Consider the following 21,470-nt stretch of genomic DNA (forward strand, 5'->3'; position numbering starts at 1 on the left):
CGCGCCTTACCCGGGGCAGGCTGTGCGCCATGGTCAGCGTAATCTCGGCGTAACGGGACCGGGAGACACTGAGCGCCGGCAAGTACGAGGGGTTGACGTGGACCGACAGCAGGAGTTCGTGCTTCGTACGCTCGAAGAGCGCGACATCCGTTTTGTCCGGCTTTGGTTCACCGACGTGCTCGGCACGCTCAAAAGCGTGTCGGTGGCGCCCGCGGAGCTGGAGTCCGCCTTCGAGGAGGGCGTGGGCATCGACGGCTCGGCCATCGAGGGCTTCGCCCGGGTCTCCGAGTCCGACATGGTCGCCATGCCCGACCCCACCACGTTCCAGGTCTTCCCGTTCGAGGGCGGCGCCAGCGGCGAGAGCGCCCGGATGTTCTGCGACATCCTGCTGCCCGACGGCAGCGCGGCCTGGGCCGACCCGCGGCACGTGCTGCGCCGGATGCTCGCCAAGGCGGCCGAGAAGGGCTTCACCTTCTACACCCACCCCGAGGTCGAGTTCTTTCTGGTCCAGGACGGCCCGCTGGACGGCTCGGTGCCGGTCCCGGTCGACGGCGGCGGCTACTTCGACCACACCACGCACTCGGTCGCCCGCGACTTCCGGCGGCAGGCCGTGCTCGCGCTGGAGCGGATCGGCATCTCCGTCGAGTTCAGCCACCACGAGGTCGCCCCCGGCCAGCAGGAGATCGACCTGCGGTACGCGGACGCGCTGACCACGGCCGACAACATCATGACCTTCCGGCACGTCGTCAAGGAGGTCGCGCTCTCCCAGGGCGTACGCGCGACGTTCATGCCGAAGCCGTACACGGACCAGCCCGGCAGCGGCATGCACACGCACCTGTCGCTGTTCGAGGGCGAGCGCAACGCCTTCCACGACGGCGAGGACCCGCTGAAGCTGTCGAAGACGGCCCGCGCGTTCATCGCCGGCCTGCTCGTGCACGCCCGGGAGTACACCGCGGTCACCAACCAGTGGGTCAACTCCTACAAGCGGCTCTTCCCGATGCAGCTGCCCGACCGGATCACCGAGTCGCCGGCGTTCGTGAGCTGGGGCGCGCTGAACCGTTCCGCGCTGGTGCGGGTGCCCGCCTTCGGCAAGCCCAACTCGGCCCGGGTCGAGGTCCGCTCGCTGGACTCGGCGACCAACCCGTACCTGGCCTTCGCGGTCATGCTCGGGGCCGGCCTCAAGGGCATCGAGGAGGGCTACGAGCTGCCCCCGGGCGCCGAGGACGACGTCTGGTCGCTCTCGCCGGCCGAGCGCAAGGCGGCCGGCTACGACGCCCTGCCGGAGAACCTGGCCGAGGCGATCGACGTGATGGCCAAGTCGGAGCTGATCCCCGAGGTGCTGGGCGAGCACGTCTTCGACTTCTTCCTGCGCAACAAGCGGCAGGAGTGGGAGCAGTACCGTCGCGAGGTCACGCCGTACGAGCGTCAGCGCTACCTCGGCGCACTCTGATATCCACAATCGGCCCGGCGGTGGATCACCGGAGTGCGCTGGTCCGATACGGTGCCCTCTGACGTCGTGACGAGGGAGAAGCCGTGCTGGAAGATCTGCTTGAGGGTGCCGGGCGCAGCGTTGTGTTCGGCCTGGTCGGTATCGGGCTGATGGCTGTCGGCTTTCTGCTGGTCGACCTGCTGACCCCGGGCAAGCTGCGGGACCTGATCTGGGTGGACCGCAACCCGAACGCCGCCCTGCTGCTCTCGGCGAACCAGCTCGGCATCGCGCTGATCGTCTTCACGGCGATCTTCACCAGCTACGACGAGTTCGGCCGGGGCCTCGCGTCCACGGTGATCTTCGGCCTGCTGGGCATCGCGGTCATGGCCGCGGCGTTCGTGGTGCTGGACTGGATGACCCCCGGCAAGCTGGGCGAGGTCATCTGCACCCCGGACCGGCACCCGGGGGCCACGGTCAGCGCGGCCTCGCACTTCGGCGCGGCGCTGATCGTCTGCGCCTGCATCGCCTGACCCGGCCGGCGGCTCCCCGGGTTCTCAGGAGCCCGGGGTACGCCCGAAGTCGCTGATCGCCGTGCTGCCGGTGCGCCGCACGCCCGGCAGGTCCTCGATGATCGCGGCCGCGGCCATGATCAGCGGGATCGCGGCGAGCTGGGCCACCGCCACCACGTGCCCGAGCGGGATGGTCGCCAGCACGATGAGCGCGGCCCCGACGCGGTGCCGCCAGCCGCCGATGCCGAGCCGCAGCAGGAAGCCCGCGTGCCCGAGCTGGTAGATCGCGACCCCGCCGGCCAGGGCGATCGCCTCACCCCAGTGCAGCGGCTCGAAGGCGTGCCCGACCGTCTTCTTGATGCCGACGGCGAGCACGACCACGCCGAGCAGCATCACGTAGTGCGCGTACCCCCAGCCGTCGAGCGCGAGCCGGGCGCGCCGCCGCGGATCGGTGGTGCCGGCCAGGACGTGCTCGGAGCGGTCGTTGTCGCCGGCGAAGTAGATCCACCACAGGTAGTAGGCGATGCAGAGGCCCAGGACCGCCACCAGGATCGCGCCGCCGCCGAGGTGGACCCCGCGGAAGCCGAGCCCGATGGCGACGATCGACTCGCCGATCGCGACGATCATCACCAGGCCGTGCCGCTCGACGAAGTGCCCGGCCAGGATCGAGTGCATCTCGATGTCGTGCACGTAACCGGCGGCGATCTGCACCAGCGGCGCGGCGATCCAGCACAGGTGCCGGTACGGCTCGGGCAGCAGCCCACCGGTCAGCACCAGCAGGGCGGCCAGGATGTTGAGCGGGGCCAGCTGCCGCATGGCCTTGCGCGCCGCGGGACCGGCCTGCAGGAACAGCGCCGAGTGGACCAGGTTCACCACCAGATAGCTGACGCCGAAGAGCCAGCCGTACTCGCCGAAGGCCTCGGGCACCGCCAGGGCCATCACCAGGAAGCCGGCCATGCCGGCCAGCAGCAGGGTGCGCCGGACGGAGCTGTTCGGGGCGACCGCGTTGGTCAGCCAGGCGTACCCCGAGTACATCCACCAGATGACGAAGAGCATCAGCATCACGTCGCCCAGGGTGGCCAGGGTGACGTGCTCGGCGAGCGTCTCGGTCAGCTGGGTGATCGTGAAGACGAAGACGAGGTCGAAGAAGAGCTCCAACGTCGACACCCGGACCCCGGACTCCGGCGTGGCGGTGGCTGATTCCGTCATGGCCCGCAGCCTAGGGGCCGGGGCGGGATTCTGTCGTACCCCGGCACTAGCGTCGCCGGCGTGAACCGTACCGACCGGCTCTACGGACTCGTCGAGGAGTTGCGGGCTGTCGCGCCCCGGCCCCGCAGTGCACGCTGGCTCGCGCTGCGGTTCGAGGTCTCCGCGCGCACCATCGAGCGCGACATCTCCGCGTTGCAGCAGACCGGCGTGCCGATCTATGCCGAGCCCGGGCGCACCGGCGGCTACTGCCTCGACCGCACCCGCACCCTGCCGCCGGTCAATCTCACTCCCGCCGAGGCCGTCGCCATGGCGCTGGCCCTGCAGAGTCTGGGCGGCACGCCGTTCCGGTCCGCCGCGCGTACTGCCCTGCACAAGCTGGTCGCCGCGATGCGGGAGGACGACGCCTGCGCGGCACGGGAGCTGGCCGGGCGGGTCCATCTGGTCGGCCGCGACGGGCAGGCTGCCCCGATGCCCCGGCTCGTCGCCGACGCACTCTCCGCGCGGCGCGTGCTGCGCATCGGGTACGGCGACCGCGCCGGCGCCGCCACCGTCCGGGAGATCGAGCCCCTGGGGTACGTGGGCAGCCCCACCCACTGGTACCTGGTGGCCTGGTGCCGGATGCGCGCCGCCGTACGCGCGTTCCGTACCGATCGGATCAGCACCGTGACCGTGACCGCCGAGGCCGTCCCGCCGCGCCGGCTGGCCCCCGGTGAGCTGGACATCCCCCACCACGTGGTGACGCAGCTGACTCTGGGCTGAAACCGGTCGACCCGCCCGCCCGCGGTCCGCGAGGATGCCGGGCGTGGATCTCACCCTCGAAGCCGTGACCGCCGCCAACTGGCGGTCGTGTGCCGCCCTCACCGTGCATCCCGATCAGCACGAGTTCGTCAACGCTGTCACCCACTACCTCTGCGTGTGCAACTACGGCGACACCTGGCAACCGCTCGCGGCCGTGCGCGACGGGGAGGTCGTCGGCTTCTGCATGTGGGGGATCGACGACGACCGCAGCCGGTGGATCGGCGGCGTGGTGGTGGACGCCGCGCGCCAGCGCACCGGGATCGGCCGGGCCATGATCGGCGCGCTGCTGGAGCGGCTGGCCGCCGACCCGGACTGCCCGAACGTCGCCCTCAGCTACTCCCCGGACAACAAGGCCGCCCGGGCGCTCTACGCCTCGCTGGGCTTCGTCGAGACCGGCGAGCTGGAGGACGACGAGATCGTGGCCCGCTGGACGAGATCGTAAACACCGACAGGGGGTTGTCGCCGGGCTCCGCGAAGGTCGTCACAACGACCTGAGGAGAGAAGAAGATGACCATGAACAACGGCATCGGATGGTTCGAGATCGGCACCGACCGGCCCGCCGAGGTGGAACGGTTCTACGGCGAGGTGCTGGGCTGGACCTTCGGTGATGACGACGACTCGACGGCGGCCGACGGGACGGCGTACCGGATCATCACGACGCCCGCCGCCGAGAGCGTCCGCGGCGGCCTCTACGCCACCGGCGGGAAGGTCCCGAACTACGCGGTGTTCACCGTGCTGGTCGCCGACACCGCCGCGACCTGCCGGCAGGCCGAGGCCGCCGGGGGCAAGGTGCTCCTCGAGCCGGTGACCGCGCCGGGCGGGCTGACCTTCGCGCACCTGCTGGACCCGTCCGGCAACCACTTCGGGGTCTTCACGCCCCCGGGCGAGCCACGAAGGCTGAACGACGGCTGAACGACGGGAACGGGTGGGCCGGGGTCCGGTGTCGGTCCCACCCGATAGCCTCGGAGCGTGGGTACAGCGCTGGTAATCGAGAACGATCCGTCCGACGATCTCCGCAGGCTGGGTGAGTGGCTCACCGAGGCCGGCCTGGAGCTGACCGTCGTGCGCCCGCACGCGGGCGACCCGCTGCCCGAGACGCTGGACGAGCACGTGGCCCTGATCGTGCTCGGCGGCGACCAGAGCGCCTATCCGAACGCCGCGGGTGATCCGGGCGCGTCCTGGTTCCCCGCGGTGGAGGGGCTGCTGCGCAAGGCGGTCCGCTACCACGTGCCCACGCTGGGGGTCTGCCTCGGCGGGCAGTTGCTCGCGACGGCGCACGGCGGCCTGGTCGAGCGCAGCACCTCCGGCCCGGAGATCGGGCCCGGCCTGGTCGGCCGGCGCGACGCGGCGGACGGCGACCCGCTGTTCAAGTACGTGCCGCTGCTGCCCGACGTGGTGCAGTGGCACAGCGACGAGATCACCGAGCTGCCCATCGGCGCCGTGCTGCTGGCCGCCTCCTCGCGGTATCCGCACCAGGCGTTCCGGCTCGGTGACCGGGCGTGGGGCCTGCAGTTCCACATCGAGTGCGACGCCGAGATGATCGCCGACTGGACCCGGACGGACGTGGCTGCGCTCGACGAGCTCGGTTACGACGCCGAGGCGGTCGTGGCGGCCACCGCCGAGATCCTGCCGGACGTCGAGGAGGTCTGGCAGCCGTTCGCGGCCCGCTTCGCGGCGCTGGCCCTCGGCACCCTCCCTGATGCCGACATCCCCAATCCCGGGACCATCCGCACCCTCCCGCTGCTGGGGCAGTAGGCATGACCGCCTGCACCGAGCGGCACCAGGCTGCGGCGAACGACGGCATCGCATGCGAGGGCCAGGGCATGCCGAAGGAGGGCGCCGCATGACCAGGCCCAGCCGGCTGGCCCGGTACGGCTTCGCCGACAACGGCACCCGCGCCGCCGACCTGCTCGGCCCCGGCGGTCTGCGGCTGTGGGACGCCGAGGCGCAGGCCCCGGTCGACGGCGACGCGGGTGAGCTCATCCACGCCCTGTCCCGGGCCGCCGACCCCAACCTCGCCCTGCGCCAGCTGCACCGGATGGTCGACGCGGTGGCCCGGGCGGCCCAGCGCGGCAGCGGCGGCCCGGTGACCGGGCCCGGCGAGGAGATCTCCGACAGCCCGGCGGCCGACGCCGTGCTGCACGCCATCTACACCGACGCCGGGCTGCGACGCCGGCTGGTCGCGGTGCTCGGCGCCTCCTCCGCGCTCGGTGATCACCTGGTTGCGAACCCCGATCAGTGGCGAGTGCTCGCCACCGGCAAGACCGGCCTGCCGCCGAACGCCGAGGGGCACCTGGAGTTCGGCGACTCGACGGGGGAGGGGCCGCCGACCGTCCCGCTCCTGCGTACGGCGTACCGGGTGGCCCTGCTGCGGATCGTCGCGGCCGACCTGACCGGCGGCCGGGGCCTCGAGCCGACCATGGCGGCGCTGTCCCGGCTGGCCGACGAGACCCTGGCGGCGGCGTACGCGATCGCACTCGCCGGTCTGCCCGCGAGCACCGCTCATCCGAGGCTGGCGGTCGTCGCGATGGGCAAGTGCGGCGGCTACGAGCTGAACTACGTGTCCGACGTGGACGTCATCTTCGTGGCGGCCGGCGACGAGGACCTCAGCGCGGGCACCGCCGTCGCGGCCCGGCTCATCGAGGTGTGCGGGCAGGTGGCCTGGCCGGTCGACGCCGCGCTGCGCCCGGAGGGCAACCGCGGTCCGCTGGTCCGCACCCTGGCCAGCCACCAGGCGTACTACCGCCGCTGGGCCCGCACCTGGGAGTTCCAGGCGCTGCTCAAGGCCCGTCCGGCCGCCGGTGACCTGGACCTGGCGGCCGAGTGGATCGACGACCTGGCCCCGCTGGTCTGGCACGCCGCCGAGCGCCCCGAGGCGGTCGAGGACGTCCGGGACATGCGCCGCAAGATCATCGACAACGTGCCGGCCCGGGAGGTCGAGCGCGAGATCAAGCGCGGTCCCGGTGGCCTGCGCGACATCGAGTTCGCGGTGCAGCTGCTCCAGCTCGTGCACGGCCGGATCGACGAGAGCCTGCGCGAGCCCGGCACCCTGCCCGCGCTGCGCGCCCTGGTGGCGGGCGGCTACGTGGGCCGCGAGGACGGCGAGACGCTGCTGCGCGGTTACCGCTTCCTGCGCAGCGTCGAGCACCGGCTGCAGCTGCAGAACCTGCGGCGTACGCACACCGTGCCGGACGATCCGAAGGCGCTGCGCTGGCTCGCCGCCGCGCTGGGCTACAAGGCGGTGGCCGGGCGCGACGCGGTCGAGGCGTTCCGCTCCGACTGGGTCGCGCACGCCGCGCACGTCCGGCGACTGCACGCCAAGCTGCTCTACCAGCCGCTGCTGGAGGCGGTCGCCCGGGTGCCGGCCGAGGCGCTGCGGATGACCCCCGAGTCGGCCGGCCGCCGCCTGGAGATCCTCGGCTTCGCCGACCCGGCCGGGGCGCTGCGCCACCTGCAGTCGCTGACCGGCGGGGTCAGCCGTACGGCGGCGATCCAACGCACGCTGCTACCGATGTTGCTGCAGGACTTCGCGGACTCACCCGAGCCCGACCGCGGCCTGCTCAACTACCGGCACGTGTCGGAGAAGCTGGGCACCACCCCCTGGTATCTGCGCCTGCTGCGCGACGGCGGCCCGGTCGCACGCCGGCTGGCCCGGGTGCTGAGCCTGTCCCGGTACGCCACCGACCTGCTCACCCGCGACCCGGAGGCGTTGCGCCTGCTGGCCGACGACGCCGAACTCCAGCCGCGACCCCGCGACGTGCTGCGCGACGGCTTCATCGCCGCCGCCGACCGGCACCTGGATGCGGGGGCCACCGACGCGACCAAGGCCATCACCGCCGTGCGGGCGCTGCGCCGCCGGGAGCTGTTCCGGCTGGCCTGCGCAGACATCCTCAGCCGGGCCGGCGAGCTGGCCCCGGCGCACCCGCTGGACGTGCACGCGATCGGCATTGCCCTCTCCGACGTCGCGGACGCCACGCTGGGTGCGGCGCTGCACGCTGCCCGGCGGGTGCATCCCGGACCGGAGGGACTGCGGTTCGCGGTGATCGGCATGGGCCGGCTCGGCGGGTACGAGCTGAGCTACCCCTCCGACGCCGACGTGCTGTTCGTCTACGCCCCACCGGAGGGCATGTCCGACGGCCAGGCCAGCGCGTCGGCGCACGCCATCGCGGAGGAGATGCGCCGTACCCTCGGCGCCCCGGCGCCCGACCCGCCGCTCGGTGTCGATGCCGACCTGCGCCCGGAGGGCCGCCAAGGCCCGCTGGTGCGCAGCCTCAACGCCTACGCGCAGTACTACGCCCGCTGGTCGAAGGTGTGGGAGTCGCAGGCGTTGCTGCGGGCCCGGTTCGTGGCCGGCGACGCGGAGCTGGGCCGCGAGTTCGAGCAGCTCGCCGACGGGATGCGCTATCCCAGCGGCGGCCTGACCCGCGAGCAGGTGATCGAGATCCGCCGGATCAAGGCGCGGGTGGAGACCGAGCGGCTGCCCCGCGGCGCGGACCCGAACACCCACACCAAACTCGGCCGCGGCGGCCTCGCCGACGTCGAATGGGCGGTGCAGCTGCTGCAGCTGCGCCACGGGTACGCGCTCCCGGCGCTGCGCATGACCCGCACGCTGGAGGCGTTGTCCGCGGAACTGCGGGGCAAGCTGATCGACAAGGTCGACGCGGCGGCGATGACCGCGGGCTGGACCCTGGCCGCCCAGGTCCGCAACGCGCTCACCCTGGTCCGCGGCCGCCCGACCGATCAGCTCCCGCGCCACGGCGTGGAACTGGCCGGGGTGGTGCTGCTGCTCGGCGGCGGCGACCCGGGCGAGTTCGTGGACCGGTATCTGCGCATCACCCGCCGCTCACGGGCGGCGATGGAGCGCGTCCTCGATGCATGAGGAGCAACGGCGCGGCCTCCTGCGAGTGCTGGCGCCGACGCTCGGCGCCGCTGTGGTGCTGGCCGGCGCGTTCCTGCTGGCGCCCCGGATGGGCACCGACCTGGCGGCGCAGCAGGCCCGCGCGGACTTCTTCGCCGGTCACGGCTGGGCGCCGGTCGACTTCGGCTGGTACGGCGGGGTCGGCCAGTTCGGCTACAGCCTGCTGACGGCGCCGCTGGGATCGCTGATCGGGATGCGGGTGCTCGGGGCACTGGCGGCGGTGGTCGCGTCGGTCCTGTTCGGGTGGCTGCTGTGGCGCACCGGGGTGCGGCGGCCGGTGGTGGGTGCGCTGGTCGGGGCGCTGGTCTTCGCCGCAAACCTGGCCAGCGGCCGGGTCACGTTTGCGGTAGGCCTGGCTCTCGCGGTGGCTGCCCTGTGCGCAGCAGCCGACGCCCCACCGTCCCCGGCCGAGCCGGGCGCGGGACCAGCGGACGCCGTTGAGGCGGCCAAGGGCGAGGAGAAAGAGCCGGCCGGACCGGGACGGCGGTGGCGGATCGTCGCCGTCTTCGTGCTGGGCGCTCTCGCGACCTGGGCGAGCCCCGTCGCCGGCCTCTTCGCCGGGCTGGCGGGCGCCGCCCTACTGCTCACCGGCCCGGTCCGGTCCGGCCTCCGGTCATGGCGCCCGGACCCCCACTGGCCGCAAGCGCTGGCCCTCTGCCTGGGCCCGGTGCTGGCCCTCGCCCCCATGGCCCTGCTCTTCGGCAACGGCGGCCGCCAGCCCTTCACCGCCGAGTCCATGAAGATCCACGTCGCACTCGCCGTACTGGTCGCCGTCGTTGTTCCGCCGCGCTGGCTCGCCGTGCGGATCGGTGCCGCGCTGACCGTCGTGCTGCTGCTCGGGGCGTTCTATCTGCCCAGCCCGATCGGGTCCAACGCGCTGCGCCTGCCCATGCTCTTCACGATCCCCGTGCTCGGCGCCCTCGTCGCCTTCGGGCGGGTCCGGCTGGCCCTGCTGCTCGTCGCCGTCTTCTGGTGGCAGCCGTTCGTGGTCACCGGCGACCTGGGCCGCGCGGGGTCGCCCGAGTCGCGCCCCGCGTTCCATCAGCCGCTGGTCGACGAGCTGGCCCGGCGGGAACCGGGCCGCGTCGAGGTGGTCCCGCTGCGGGACCACTGGGAGTCCGTGTACGCCGCCGCGCAGGTCCCACTGGCCCGCGGCTGGGAACGCCAGGTCGACACGGACCGCAACGCTCTCTTCTACCGCGACGTCATGTCCCCGCAGGACTACGTCGCCTGGCTGCGCGCCAACGCCGTCACCTACGTCGCCATCGCCCCCGGCGCGGTGCCCGACCGGTACGCGCGCACCGAGTCCGCCCTGGTCCTCAACGGATTGCCGGAGCTGCGACCGGTGTGGCAGAACGACACCTGGCGCCTGTACGAGGTCACCGACGCGACGCCATTGGTGTCGGCGCCGGCCGAGCTCGCGCGTAGTGACCGAGGCGGCGTCACCGTGCGCGTCCCCGCGCGCGCCGACGTGCTGGTCCGCGTGCACTGGTCGCGCTGGCTGAGCGTGCAGCAACCGGGCGCGTGCCTGGCGTCCGGCCCCGACGGCTGGACGGAGCTGCGCGTCACCACCCCGGGTGAGTTCCGGCTCACCAGCTCACTGCGGCCCGGACCGGCGTGCTGAGCGCAGGCCGATGGGTACGCTGACGCGCATGCCACGGTCACGAGGGGTCCGCACGAGGCCGTTGTCATGATCCAAGGGCTGCTGGCCCGCCCCGCGTTCCTGCGCTGGCTGGGCTTCTTCGGTGCTGTGTGCTGTGCCGTGGACGCGTTCCTCTACGGCGCCGCCCCGTTCATCCGTCGCAACGTCAACGTGGTCAGCGTGCTGCGCGAGCCGGCCGGCGCCCTCATCCTGCTGCTGTGGCTCGCGGGCCTGGCCGCGCTCTGCGTCGCCTGGTGGTACGGCCGCCGCCTCCAGCTCACTCCCCGGTGGATCCTGGTGACCGCCGCGCTCTGGTCCGTCCCGCTACTCATTGTGCCGCCGCTGGCCAGCCGGGACATGTACGCGAACGCCTGCCAGGGCGCCCTCGTGCACGCCGGCTTCAACCCGTACCTGGTCGGGGTGTCGGCCCAGCCATGTCCCTGGCTGGACTCCGTCTCGGTGGTCTGGCGCGACACGCCCACCCCGTACGGTCCGGTCTTCCTCGTCCTGGCCGGACTGGCCGCGGCGTTCGGGTCGCAGCTGGCCGCCCTGATCTCCTTCCGGGTCCTCGCGGTGCTGGGCGTCGTCGCGATCGCGGGCTGCCTGCCCGTGCTGGCGCGACGGGTGGGCGCTCCTGTGGACCGGGCGCTGTGGCTGGTGCTCTGCTGCCCGCTGGTGCCGGTGCATCTGGTCGGCGGCGGCCACAACGACGCGCTCACGGTGGCGTTCATGGTCGCCGGGTTCGCGGTGCTGGCGGCGCCGGTGAAGAGCTGGACCACCCTGCTGGTCGGCGGGGCGCTGCTCGGCCTGGCCATCTCCATCAAGATCACCATCGGGGTCGTGCTGCCGTTCGCCGCGCTGTTCGCCGTCGGTGGTCTGCGGGCCGCGGGCTGGGGCGGGCTGATCAAGCGCGGGGGAGCGGTCATGGCGTCCGCGCTCGTCGTGCTGGTGGCCGGCTCGTTCGCCTCCGGGCTGGGTCTGGGCTGGCTGACCGCGTTGTCCGGCGCGGGGGAGTCGGTGAACTGGTCGTCGCCGCCGACCGCCATCGGTCTCGCCGTCGAGGCGGCCGGCCGCTGGTTCGGCGCCGATCTCGAGGTCGTGCCCGCTGTCCGCGCGGTCGCATTGGTCCTGCTCGGGGTGTCCCTGCTGGTGATCCTCTGGCGCTCCCGGGACCGTGACCCGCTGGTCGGGGCCGGGCTGGCGCTGCTGGCCGTGATCTTCTTCGCGCCGATCACCCAGCCCTGGTATCTGATCTGGCCGCTGGCGCTGTTCGCGGTCGGCACCGCGCGGGCCCGGTGGCTGGCCGGGACGGTCGTCTTCGCGATGGCCACGATCCTGCCCGAGGGCACCGGGGTGTTCCGGCCGCTGGGCGTGCCGATGTCGTTCGCGATGATCGTCCTGATCGGCTGGGTCGCGTACCGCAGCGTGACCTGGCTGCGCGGGAGGGAACTGGTGACCGCGGCGTGAGGCTGATCCGGTGGGGCGGGCTGGCCGGGAGCGTGCTGGTCGCGGCGGCCGCCTACCTCGGCGGTTCACCGTTCGCGCGGGGCACCACGGTCACGCCGGGCACGATGCTCGCCGGGCGCGAGGGTGTGCTGCTGCCGTTGTGCTGGGTGCTCGGCCTGGCGGCGTTGCTGTGCGCGTGGTGGTTCGGGCGGCACCGGGTGCCGTCGACGCGGTGGGCGCTGGTCACCGCGGGGCTGTGGATCCTGCCGGTGCTGCCGATGCTGCCGCTGGGCAGTGAGGACATCTACTCGTACGCCTGCCAGGGTTTTGTCCAGCACTCGGGCGGCGATCCGTATGCCGGTGGCGTGCAGGATTTCGGCTGCCCGTGGCTGGGTTCCGTGTCGACGACCTGGCGCACCTCGCCGGCGCCGTACGGTCCGCTCTTCCTGCTTGTGGCAGGTTGGGCCGTGGCGCTGGGCGACTCGCTTTCCGGGGTGATCGCCGGGTTGCGGGTCATCGCCCTGGCCGGTCTGGGCCTGGTCGCGGCCGGGTTGCCGGTGCTGGCCCGGCGCGCGGGCATCGACCCGGCCCGCGCGGTGTGGACGGTGCTGGCCTGCCCGCTCGTGCTGATCCACCTGGTGTCCGGCGCCCACAACGATGCGCTGATGGTGGGCCTGCTGGTGGTCGGGCTGGCCCTGGTCGCCGCCCGGCCGTCGCCGTCGCTGCTGGTCGCGGCCGGGGTGGCGCTGGGCCTGGCCGTGGCGGTCAAGGCGACCGCGGTTGTCGTGCTGCCGTTCGCCGTCCTCGCGGCGGTGCCCCCGTCCGCACCGGTACGAACCCTGTGGCGCCCCGCCGCCCTGATCGCCGCCGGTGCCGTCGGCGCCGTGGGCCTGGTGTCCCTGGTCTCCGGGCGCGGTCTGGGCTGGATCGCGGGCCTGCTCCGCAGCGGCGACACCGTGGCGTGGACCTCACCCTCGACCGCCGTCGGACTGACTGTGCAGGCCGTCACCGGCGTGGACGCCGTGGGAGTGACCCGGATCCTCGGTGTGCTGCTGCTGGTGGTCCTGCTTCCCGTGCTGTGGTGGCGGGCCCGCGACGGCGAAGCGCTCCCGGGCGCCGGCTGGGCGCTGGGCTTGACGGTGCTCTGCGCGCCCGTCTTCCACCCCTGGTACGCGATCTGGCCCCTCGCCGTGCTGGCGGCCACCACGGCGGAACGGCGCTGGGTGCTGGGCCTGTGCGCGCTCGCGGCCACCCTGACCCTGCCGGCCGGCTACAACTGGGCGCTGTTCACCCGCGTGCCCGGTGCGCTGGCCGTCACTGCTGTGCTGCTCGGGCTGGCCGTACGGCAGGTCCGCGAGCTGCGCCACCGTAGAGTGTCCGCGTGACGCGCCGGGCCTGGACCATCGCCGCCCTCGCGGCCCTCGTCTCCGCCGGCGTGCTGTGGTGGGCCGCCGAGCTGCACTTCTTCTTCGACTCGCGGGTCTACTCGGGCGCCGTGCGGTACTGGTTCCGCGACGACGGCATGGTCTACGACTGGCTCGAGGACGGCACCCCGTACGGCTTCACCTATCCGCCGTTCGCCGGCCTCGCCATGCTGCCGATGGCGTACCTGCCGTTCTGGCTGATCCTGGTGATCGCGGGCGCGGCGACGGTGGCCAGCACCGCGCTGGTGACCTGGTGGCTGGCCGGGCCGATCATCCGGCGCTCCCGCCGGCCGCTGTGGCTGGCCGGCAGCGTCGCGGTCGCACTCGCGTTGTGCTTCGAGCCGGTCCGCGAGACGTTCGGCTTCGGCCAGGTCAACACCGTGCTGCTGGCGCTCGTGGCCGGGGACGTGCTCTTCGGGGTGGCCAGAGGGCGCAAGTGGGGCGGCGTCGGCATCGGGCTGGCCACCGCGATCAAGCTGACCCCCGGCGTCTTCATCCTCTATCTGCTGGTCACCGGGCGCTGGCGGGCAGCCGGTACGGCCATCGCCGCGGCCACCGCCGCGACCCTGATCGCCGCGGGCCTCTTCCCGGACGAGTCCCGCGAGTTCTGGACCGCCGCGCTATGGGACACCAACCGGGTCGGCAACCTCGAGTACCTGTCCAACCAGTCGCTGCGCGGCCTGCTGGCCCGGCTGCCGCTGGACAGCGTGGAGGCTCAGGTCTGGCTGGTCTGCGTGCTGGCCACGCTGGCGTTCTGGGTGTGGCGGGTCCGCGCTGCCGCCCGCGCGGGGGACTACCTGGGCGGGCTGGCCCTGACCGGTCTGCTGGGCTGCCTGATCAGCCCGGTGACCTGGGTGCACCACTGCGTGTGGCTGCTGCCGGCGATCGTCCGCTGCGTCGACACCGGCCTGTCCGCGGGCCGCGACCGGCGCGCACTGTGGCTGGGCGGGGCCGCGTACGTCGTGCTGACGTCCCGGCTCACCTGGGCCTGGGAGAACGGGCCGCGGCCGCCGCTCGCGATCATCGGCAGCAACCTCTACGTCTGGTTCAGCCTGGCCCTGCTGATCTGGATGCCGCTGCGCGCGTCGTCGCGCGTCGAAGCGCCCGACGAGCAGCGGATCGCTGCACCGGCGGTCACCTGACGACCCGGATCAGGTGGCCGGGCGCAGGCCGGTCGCCTCGATGGCAGTTGCCATGGTGATCGAGGTGCCCGAGTCGTAGGCCCGCTCGTAACCCGCGTCCCCCAGGGCGGCGCGGGTCAGCACCGTGATCCGGTCGGTGTCCGGCATCGACCGGTCCGGTGCGCCCCGGACCGCGTCGGCCGCGCCGAGCAGCATCGCGGCCCGGGCCGGTTCCCCGATCCGTACGGCGTAGTCGGCCACCCCGACCAGGACCTGGGCCATCACCGGCGCGTCCAGGGAGTCCACCGCCATCTCCACCGCGCCCCGGTGCAGGTCGTGCGCGGCGGCCAGGTTCCCGGCGGCGCCCTCGATCAGCGCCTGCGTCGAGCGGGTCATCGCGCGGAACTGCGTCATGTGGGCGGAGTTGTCGATGAGGCGCGCGGCCCGGGCCATCCGCTCTCGGGCCTCCTCCAGGGAGCCCTCCTCGCGGGCGATCGTGGCGTAGCCGTACTCGACCGACGCCAGCACCTCGGACAGCCCGACCTCCTCGGCCGACTCCCGGGCCTGTTTGAGCATCCGGCGTGCCTCGGTGCGGTCGCCGGCCAGCCAGAGCTGGTGGGCCAGCTTCATCTCCAGCTGCGGCAGGTCCTCGCGGATGCCGACCTCCCGGACCAGCGCGAGGGCCTCCCGCTGCCAGGTCACCGCGTCCTGGAACTCGCCCTGGGCCGCGGCCATGTCGCCGAGCGCGCTCAGCGTGAAGCCGACTCCCCAGCGTTCGCCGATCGCCCGGAACCCGTCGAGGGCCTCGCGCAGCTCCTCCCGGGCGACGCCGGGTCGCTGCCCGAAGTTGAGCCGCAGCTGCGCGACGATCATCCGGGCGATGGCCCGCAGCCACGGATCGGTGTCGGTGAACAGCGGCTCGACCTGCGCGAAGGCACCCAGCTGCCCGCCCGACTCGAAGATCGACGCCAGTGGCCCCAGCAGCCGCAGCACGGGATGCGCGGCGTCGGGGCCGGCGCCTTCCCGTCCGGCGGCCTGGAACCACCCCTTGACCTCGTCCATCGGCGCGGCGCCCTCCAGCCCGTTGAGCGCCGAGTACGCGTACGCCAGCGCCCGGTCCTCCGGGTCCGTCTCGCCGGTCAGCGTCAGCACGTCGCGGGCCAGCCCGCAGCCTTCGGCCCGGTGCCCGCGCAGCCACCAGTACCAGCCCAGCCGGGCGGTCAGCGCCGTCGCGGTCCGGGCGTCGCCGGCCTCGATCGCGGCCCGGACCGCCGCGTGCAGGTTGTCGTGCTCGACGCTGAGCCGGTGCAGCCAGCTGAGCTGGTCCCGCCGGCGCAGCTCCGGCTCGGCCCTGCCGGCCAGGGCCAGCAGGTAGCGGGCGTGCGCGACGCGCAGCTGCTCGGTCTCACCGGCCTCGGCCAGGCGTTCCAGGCCGTACTCGCGGATGGTCTCCAGCATCCGGTAGCGGTCCCCGGACAGCACCAGCAGCGACTTGTCGACCAGCGCGCCGAGCAGATCGATGTCCGCGCCGCAGACCTGCTCGACCGCGGTCACGTCGGCCCCGCCGTGGAAGTAGGCGAAGCGCCGCCACAGCGCCCGCTCGTCGTCGTCGAGCAGGTCCCAGCTCCAGTCCACGACCGCCCGCAGCGTCTGGTGCCGGGGCAGCGCGGTGCGGCTGCCGTTGGTGAGCAGCCGGAACCGGTCGGTCAGCCGGGCCGCCAGCACGTCGACCGGCAGCGTGCGCAGCCGGGCGGCGGCCAGCTCGATGGCCAGCGGCATGCCGTCCAGCGCGCGGCAGATCCGGACCACCGGACCGATGGTCCCGGGCTCGAGCGCGAAGCCCGGCCGGGCCGCGACCGCCCGGTCCAGCAGCAGCCGTACGGCCGGATAGTCCGCCGCCTGCACATCCGTCGGCGGCAGCGCGAGGGGCTCGACCGGCCACAGCTGCTCGCCCGGAATGCCCAGCGGCTCGCGGCTCGTGGCGACCAGCCGCAGCCCTGGCGCACACCGCAGCACCGCGTCGGCGACCTCGGCCGCGGCGGCGATGAGATGCTCGCAGTTGTCGAGGATGAGCAGCAGTTCCTTACCGGCGAGGGCGTCCGTCAGCCGGGTCAGCGGCGGCACCGGCTCGCTCGCCGGGTGACTGCCGGCCAGGCTGATCACGAACTGGCTGCGCAGCTGCAATGCGGTCAGGATGGCCTGCGGCACCTCGGCGGGGTCGGTGAGTGGCGCCAGCTCGACCCGCCACACCCCGTCCGGATGCCCGGCGGTGAGCGTCTGCCCGGCCTCCACGGACAGCCGCGTCTTGCCGCTGCCGCCGGGGCCGATCAGGGTGACCAGCCGGTGCGCGGCCACCAGGTCACGGACGGCCCGCAGGTCCGCCTCCCGGCCGACGAAGCTGCTCACCTCGGCCGGCAGGTTGCCCCGGGCCTGACGGTGCTGCCCGCGCAGCGTCTCCACGTGCAGCGCGGCGAGCTCGGCCGACGGGTCGGCACCCAGGGCCTCGGCCAGCTCGGCGCGGATCCGCTCGAAGACCGTCAGGGCGCGACCGGGATGACCGGCCGCGATCAACGCGCGCATCAGCAGGCCGGCCAGCGGCTCGTGCAGCGGGTGCTCGGCGGCCAGCGACTCCAGCTCGCCGACCAGATCGGCGTCGCCGCCGGTCCGCAACCGGGCCTCGGCCCGCTGCAGCCGGGCGGTCAGGCGGAGCTCATCCAGGCGTACGGCCTCAGCGCGCGCCACGTCGGGGAACTCGGTCGGGCCCCGCCACAACGCCAGCGCCTCCTCCGGCCGGCCCTGCGCGACCAGCCGCGTGAAGCGGTGCGCGTCGACGCAGTCCCGGTCCAGGTCCAGGCGGTAGCCGGACGGCGTGACGGCGATCGCGAGCCCGGGGGCGGCGCGGCGCAGCCGGGAGATCAGCGCCTGCAGCGCGCCGGCGGCGCTGCCGGGCGGATCGGCACCCCACACCCCGTCGACGAGCCGGTCGGTTGAGACGGCGCGGCCGGCGTCGAGGGCGAGCAGGATGAGGAGGGTACGCAGACGCGCGCCCGCGACCGGCACCGCCGTACCGGTGTCGGCCCGAAGCTCGACGGGGCCGAGCAGCGCGATGTCCACGCTGTTGATTCTGCTCCCCGTCCGCGACCCGGTTCCGGCAAGCCTAGGGTTGCCGGATGCCAGTCGCCCGCCGCAGCCCGGTCCGTCAGACCGCACCCCGCAAGCCGGCCGTGCCCGCCGCCCTCGAAGTGCCCCAGCAGGAGCTCGAGCCGGAGACCACTTTCCGCGCCGTCGCGTTCGACGGTCACGACCTGTCCGGGCGGGAGGCGGAGTCGGTGGAGTTCGCCCAGTGCCGGTTCCGCGGGGCGGACCTGTCCTCCTCGGTGCTGGCCCAGCTCACCATGACCGACTGCGTGGTGCAGGTCGCGAACTGGGCCAACGTGCGCGCCGACGGCGGGGCGGTACGGCGGGTGACCTTCGACGAGTCGCGGATGACCGGCTTCTCCGTGACGAACGGCAAGCTCGGCGACGTGACCTTCGACCAGTGCCGGCTGGATCTGTCGGGCTGGCGCTTCACCGGCTTCGACAGCGTGCGCTTCACCGGCTGCAACCTGACCGGGGCCGACTTCACCAACGCCGACCTGCGGGGCGCCCGGTTCACCGGATGCGACCTGACGGGCGCCCAGTTCCACCACGCCACCATGGACGGCGCCCGGTTCCGGCGCTGCGAGCTGGACGGCATCGCCGGGATCGCGAGCTGGCGGGGCGCGGTCGTGCACCCGGACGACCTGCCGGCGCTGAGCTACACCCTGGCCGGCGGTCTCGGCATCAAGGTCGACCCTTCGGACTGACCCGTCTCCGCGGCCTCTCGGCCGTTTTCGTTCCCTCAGGCGGTCCCCGCGGCCTTGGGCGGGTCCGCGGCCTTGGGCGGGTCCGCGGCCTTGGGCGGGTCCGCGGCCTTGGGCCGTTCCGCGACTTCGGGCCGTTCCGCTACCTCTTGGGTAGGGCTACGACGATGGAGCCGGCGGCGCGGTCGTGCAGGCCGCGGCGCTGGGCGTCCATGATGATCGCCGGGATCAGCAGGGCCAGCAGGACGCCGCGCAGCAGGCCGCGCAGGATGCCGATGGCGCCGCCGTCGGCCACGGACACCGCGCGGATCCGGGCCAGCGACATCCCCAGGGTCTGTCCGAACAGGCCGATGAACAGCGCGTTGAACAGGATCAGCACGACCACGGGCGGCCAGGCCACGACCCGCGGATCGGCGTAGAAACTGGCGATGACCAGGCACAACGCCCAGTCGATGAGCAGCGCGGCGAGGCGGCGGCCGAACTTGGCGGGCTGCAGCGTCGACAGGTCGAGAGCCGCCGCCTTCTCGGGCGGGGTGGGTGATCCGTTCGCGCTTGTCGCCACGGGGACGAGCGTAGTCGCGGGCGTACCGTTGCGGCATTTCCGCCCCCGGCGGCCCATCCCCGGCGGTAGGGTCGTCGATGATCTCGGCTCTGTAAGCCCTCGGGTAACCCAGGTCTCAGGCTCCGTAACACGGCGGAAACAATAGGGATACGCCTGGGCAACTACGGGGCCATAGCGTCGCGACAGCCTAGCCTCGTGGCGGCTCACGCCGCCCCGGTTCGAAAATCATGTGCCAGGAGGACGTGTGTTCGCCAATCCCGAGGAACTCCTGCGATACCTCAAAGACGAGGACGTCAAGTTCGTCGACGTACGGTTCTGTGACCTTCCCGGCGTGATGCAGCACTTCAACATGCCGGTGGAATCGTTCGACGACAGTGTCGTGACCGACGGCCTCGCCTTCGACGGATCCTCGATCCGCGGGTTCCAGGCCATCCACGAGTCCGACATGATGCTGCTGCCGGACGTGACGACGGCGTTCGTCGACCCGTTCCGCATCCAGAAGACGCTGGCCCTGAACTTCTTCATCCACGACCCGTTCACGCGGGAGGCCTACTCGCGTGACCCGCGCAACGTGGCGAAGAAGGCCGAGACCTACCTGGCCTCCAGCGGCATCGCCGACACCGCGTACTTCGGCGCCGAGGCCGAGTTCTACATCTTCGACTCGATCCGTCACGAGACCGCCGCCAACCAGGCGTTCTACTACATCGACTCGATCGAGGGCGCCTGGAACTCCGGCAAGGACGAGGAGGGCGGCAACCGCGGTTACAAGACCGCGTACAAGGGCGGCTACTTCCCGGTCTCGCCGATCGACCACTACTCCGACCTGCGCGACTCCATGGTGCGCCGGCTGATCGACGTCGGCTTCACCGTCGAGCGCTCGCACCACGAGGTCGGCACCGCGGGCCAGGCCGAGATCAACTACAAGTTCTCGACGCTGCTGCACGCCGGCGACCAGATGCAGATGTTCAAGTACATCATCAAGAACACCGCCTGGGAGCACGGCAAGACGGCGACGTTCATGCCGAAGCCGCTCTTCGGTGACAACGGCTCGGGCATGCACACCCACCAGTCCCTGTGGCTGGGCGGCGAGCCGCTGTTCTACGACGAGACCGGCTACGCGGGTCTGTCGGACACGGCCCGCTGGTACATCGGTGGTCTGCTGCACCACGCGCCGTCGCTGCTCGCGTTCACCAACCCGACGGTCAACTCGTACCGCCGCCTGGTGCCGGGTTACGAGGCGCCGGTCAACCTGGTCTACTCGCAGCGCAACCGCTCGGCCTGCACCCGCATCCCGGTGACGGGCAGCAACCCGAAGGCCAAGCGCGTCGAGTTCCGCGTGCCGGACCCGTCCTCGAACCCGTACCTGTCGTTCTCGGCCCAGATGATGGCCGGTCTCGATGGCATCAAGAACAAGATCGAGCCCCCGGCCCCGATCGACAAGGACCTGTACGACCTGCCCCCGGAGGAGTGGGGCAGCGTCAAGCAGGTCCCCGGCTCCCTGGACGCAGTCCTGCAGTCCCTGGAGAACGACCACGAGTTCCTGACGGCGGGCGGCGTCTTCACCGACGACCTGATCTCGACGTGGATCGACTACAAGCGCGTGAACGAGATCGACCCGGTCCGTCTGCGCCCGACCCCGCACGAGTTCGAGATGTACTACAACGTCTGACCTGTTCCAGCCGTTCGACCTGTGGTTCCGGCTCCTGCCGGAGGTGCGGCGACAACTCGCGAAGCGGCGGTCATGCCCGGCTCACAGCCGGCGTGACCGCCGCTTCTGGCTTTCCAAGAGCCGCCGTCGACCGCGCGCGGGTGCGCTCCAGCATGTCCGGCCACTCGTGAACGCAACTCCTTGAAGCCACGGGAGTCCTGCTCGAGATCGGACACCCGACACCCGACACCGGGCACCGTCTCCATCGCCGTGTCGCTACGGGCTTCTAGGTCTTGCATGATCAGGTGAGGTTGCTCAGCCGGATGCCCACCGTGCCGGATCGATGTGAAGTGACCTCGGTATCGGCAGACTCAGCGATACCCTGCGCCGTGATGACGCATCTGAACGGATGGTCGAGGGTAATTGCACCGGGCGGCTTGATGTTGTTGTCGAGTGTCCGACGCACGATCGAGTGAGTTGACGGGCGTCGAATGCTGGTACCTACTCTGTATCTATGTGGCGGTGCTATCGGCCACGATGGACTTCCGTTGTCGACGATCGTGGGGGATAGCGTGGCGAGTGCATCGATCGAGGTTGCTGGGGCGGACGCCGAGCGGCTGGCCGGGGATCTCCATGGCGTCTTGGAGAAAGCTGCGGAGCGCGGTGACACGGTGGGTGCGGTCGAGGTTGAGCGGTCCGCCGAGGTAGTTGTTGCGATCATCGGCCTGGTATTCAGCGGGGTCAGCACGGCCAAGGTGATCTGGGATTGGTGGCGCGCAAGCGAGACCACCGATGCCAAGGTCACGATCCACTTGGACGACGGCACCCGGATCGAGCTGTCGGGAGTGGATCAAAAGACGCTGGAGACAGCTCTTGGCCGTCGGGTGCAACCGGAGCTGACCGGCCGCGGCGAGTAGGGCGA

17 protein-coding genes are annotated in these 21,470 nt (G+C 72.3%); 14 read left to right on the top strand and 3 right to left on the bottom strand.

Annotated elements, in window-relative coordinates; all coding sequences use genetic code 11:
- The first annotated feature begins 97 nt into the window (after positions 1 to 97).
- Together ACQP2Y_RS09225 and ACQP2Y_RS09230 are read left to right on the top strand one after the other, a co-directional pair.
- Positions 98 to 1,450 carry a glutamine synthetase family protein gene (locus ACQP2Y_RS09225; protein WP_433726363.1) on the top strand — a complete coding sequence of 451 codons (1,353 nt, stop codon included), beginning with the start codon at positions 98 to 100 and terminating at the stop codon, positions 1,448 to 1,450.
- Between the two features lie 83 nt (positions 1,451 to 1,533).
- A complete protein-coding gene (locus ACQP2Y_RS09230; RefSeq protein WP_433726365.1) occupies positions 1,534 to 1,959 on the top strand; it encodes a DUF350 domain-containing protein in 426 nt (141 codons plus the stop codon).
- A gap of 24 nt (positions 1,960 to 1,983) precedes the next feature.
- Here ACQP2Y_RS09230 and ACQP2Y_RS09235 read toward each other — a convergent pair whose 3' ends face one another.
- Positions 1,984 to 3,147 (bottom strand): low temperature requirement protein A, encoded by a 1,164-nt coding sequence (locus ACQP2Y_RS09235; RefSeq protein ID WP_433726367.1) that lies wholly within the window; start codon positions 3,145 to 3,147, stop codon positions 1,984 to 1,986.
- A 60-nt stretch (positions 3,148 to 3,207) separates the two neighbouring features.
- Here ACQP2Y_RS09235 and ACQP2Y_RS09240 point away from each other — a divergent pair, with 60 nt between their 5' ends.
- From ACQP2Y_RS09240 to ACQP2Y_RS09280, 9 genes are all read left to right on the top strand, one after another.
- Positions 3,208 to 3,906 carry a helix-turn-helix transcriptional regulator gene (locus ACQP2Y_RS09240; protein WP_433726369.1) on the top strand — a complete coding sequence of 233 codons (699 nt, stop codon included), beginning with the start codon at positions 3,208 to 3,210 and terminating at the stop codon, positions 3,904 to 3,906.
- A gap of 34 nt (positions 3,907 to 3,940) precedes the next feature.
- Complete coding sequence (locus ACQP2Y_RS09245) at positions 3,941 to 4,387, top strand: GNAT family N-acetyltransferase (RefSeq protein WP_433726371.1); 447 nt, start codon at positions 3,941 to 3,943, stop codon at positions 4,385 to 4,387.
- Positions 4,388 to 4,458: 71 nt separating this feature from the next.
- Complete coding sequence (locus ACQP2Y_RS09250) at positions 4,459 to 4,857, top strand: VOC family protein (protein ID WP_433726373.1); 399 nt, start codon at positions 4,459 to 4,461, stop codon at positions 4,855 to 4,857.
- A gap of 57 nt (positions 4,858 to 4,914) precedes the next feature.
- Complete coding sequence (locus ACQP2Y_RS09255) at positions 4,915 to 5,700, top strand: type 1 glutamine amidotransferase (RefSeq protein ID WP_433726375.1); 786 nt, start codon at positions 4,915 to 4,917, stop codon at positions 5,698 to 5,700.
- 88 nt (positions 5,701 to 5,788) lie between these two features.
- Positions 5,789 to 8,824: a bifunctional [glutamine synthetase] adenylyltransferase/[glutamine synthetase]-adenylyl-L-tyrosine phosphorylase gene (locus ACQP2Y_RS09260; RefSeq protein ID WP_433726377.1), complete on the top strand. Its 3,036-nt coding sequence runs from the start codon at positions 5,789 to 5,791 to the stop codon at positions 8,822 to 8,824.
- Entirely contained in the window at positions 8,817 to 10,487 is a 1,671-nt protein-coding gene (locus tag ACQP2Y_RS09265) for a hypothetical protein (protein WP_433726379.1), read from the top strand. Before ACQP2Y_RS09260 ends, ACQP2Y_RS09265 begins: the two co-directional genes overlap by 8 nt.
- A gap of 66 nt (positions 10,488 to 10,553) precedes the next feature.
- Positions 10,554 to 11,972 carry a polyprenol phosphomannose-dependent alpha 1,6 mannosyltransferase MptB gene (gene mptB, locus ACQP2Y_RS09270; protein WP_433726381.1) on the top strand — a complete coding sequence of 473 codons (1,419 nt, stop codon included), beginning with the start codon at positions 10,554 to 10,556 and terminating at the stop codon, positions 11,970 to 11,972.
- A 2-nt stretch (positions 11,973 to 11,974) separates the two neighbouring features.
- Positions 11,975 to 13,336 carry a polyprenol phosphomannose-dependent alpha 1,6 mannosyltransferase MptB gene (mptB, locus tag ACQP2Y_RS09275; protein WP_433731852.1) on the top strand — a complete coding sequence of 454 codons (1,362 nt, stop codon included), beginning with the start codon at positions 11,975 to 11,977 and terminating at the stop codon, positions 13,334 to 13,336.
- Positions 13,333 to 14,517 carry a glycosyltransferase family 87 protein gene (locus ACQP2Y_RS09280; protein WP_433726383.1) on the top strand — a complete coding sequence of 395 codons (1,185 nt, stop codon included), beginning with the start codon at positions 13,333 to 13,335 and terminating at the stop codon, positions 14,515 to 14,517. The genes mptB (ACQP2Y_RS09275) and ACQP2Y_RS09280 overlap by 4 nt, the downstream gene beginning before the upstream one ends.
- Positions 14,518 to 14,526: 9 nt before the next feature.
- Here the strand turns inward: ACQP2Y_RS09280 and ACQP2Y_RS09285 are convergent, their stop codons facing one another.
- Entirely contained in the window at positions 14,527 to 17,610 is a 3,084-nt protein-coding gene (locus tag ACQP2Y_RS09285) for a BTAD domain-containing putative transcriptional regulator (protein WP_433726385.1), read from the bottom strand.
- A 56-nt stretch (positions 17,611 to 17,666) separates the two neighbouring features.
- Between ACQP2Y_RS09285 and ACQP2Y_RS09290 the strand changes: the two genes are divergently transcribed.
- Entirely contained in the window at positions 17,667 to 18,341 is a 675-nt protein-coding gene (locus ACQP2Y_RS09290; RefSeq protein ID WP_433726387.1) for a pentapeptide repeat-containing protein, read from the top strand.
- A gap of 139 nt (positions 18,342 to 18,480) precedes the next feature.
- On the opposite strand, the gene ACQP2Y_RS09295 is transcribed toward ACQP2Y_RS09290, so the two are convergent.
- Positions 18,481 to 18,900, bottom strand: a complete 420-nt coding sequence (locus ACQP2Y_RS09295) for an RDD family protein (RefSeq protein WP_433726389.1) — start codon at positions 18,898 to 18,900, stop codon at positions 18,481 to 18,483.
- A gap of 244 nt (positions 18,901 to 19,144) precedes the next feature.
- On the opposite strand from ACQP2Y_RS09295, the gene glnA reads away from it, so the two are divergent.
- Both glnA and ACQP2Y_RS09305 read left to right on the top strand, forming a co-directional pair.
- Complete coding sequence (gene glnA, locus ACQP2Y_RS09300) at positions 19,145 to 20,569, top strand: type I glutamate--ammonia ligase (RefSeq protein ID WP_433726391.1); 1,425 nt, start codon at positions 19,145 to 19,147, stop codon at positions 20,567 to 20,569.
- A 527-nt stretch (positions 20,570 to 21,096) separates the two neighbouring features.
- The gene (locus ACQP2Y_RS09305; RefSeq protein WP_433726393.1) at positions 21,097 to 21,465 is read left to right on the top strand and encodes a hypothetical protein; all 369 of its coding nucleotides are present in this window, start codon (positions 21,097 to 21,099) and stop codon (positions 21,463 to 21,465) included.
- Positions 21,466 to 21,470: the final 5 nt, after the last annotated feature.

The organism is Actinoplanes sp. CA-051413 (assembly GCF_050955795.1).
GTDB lineage: Bacteria > Actinomycetota > Actinomycetes > Mycobacteriales > Micromonosporaceae > Actinoplanes.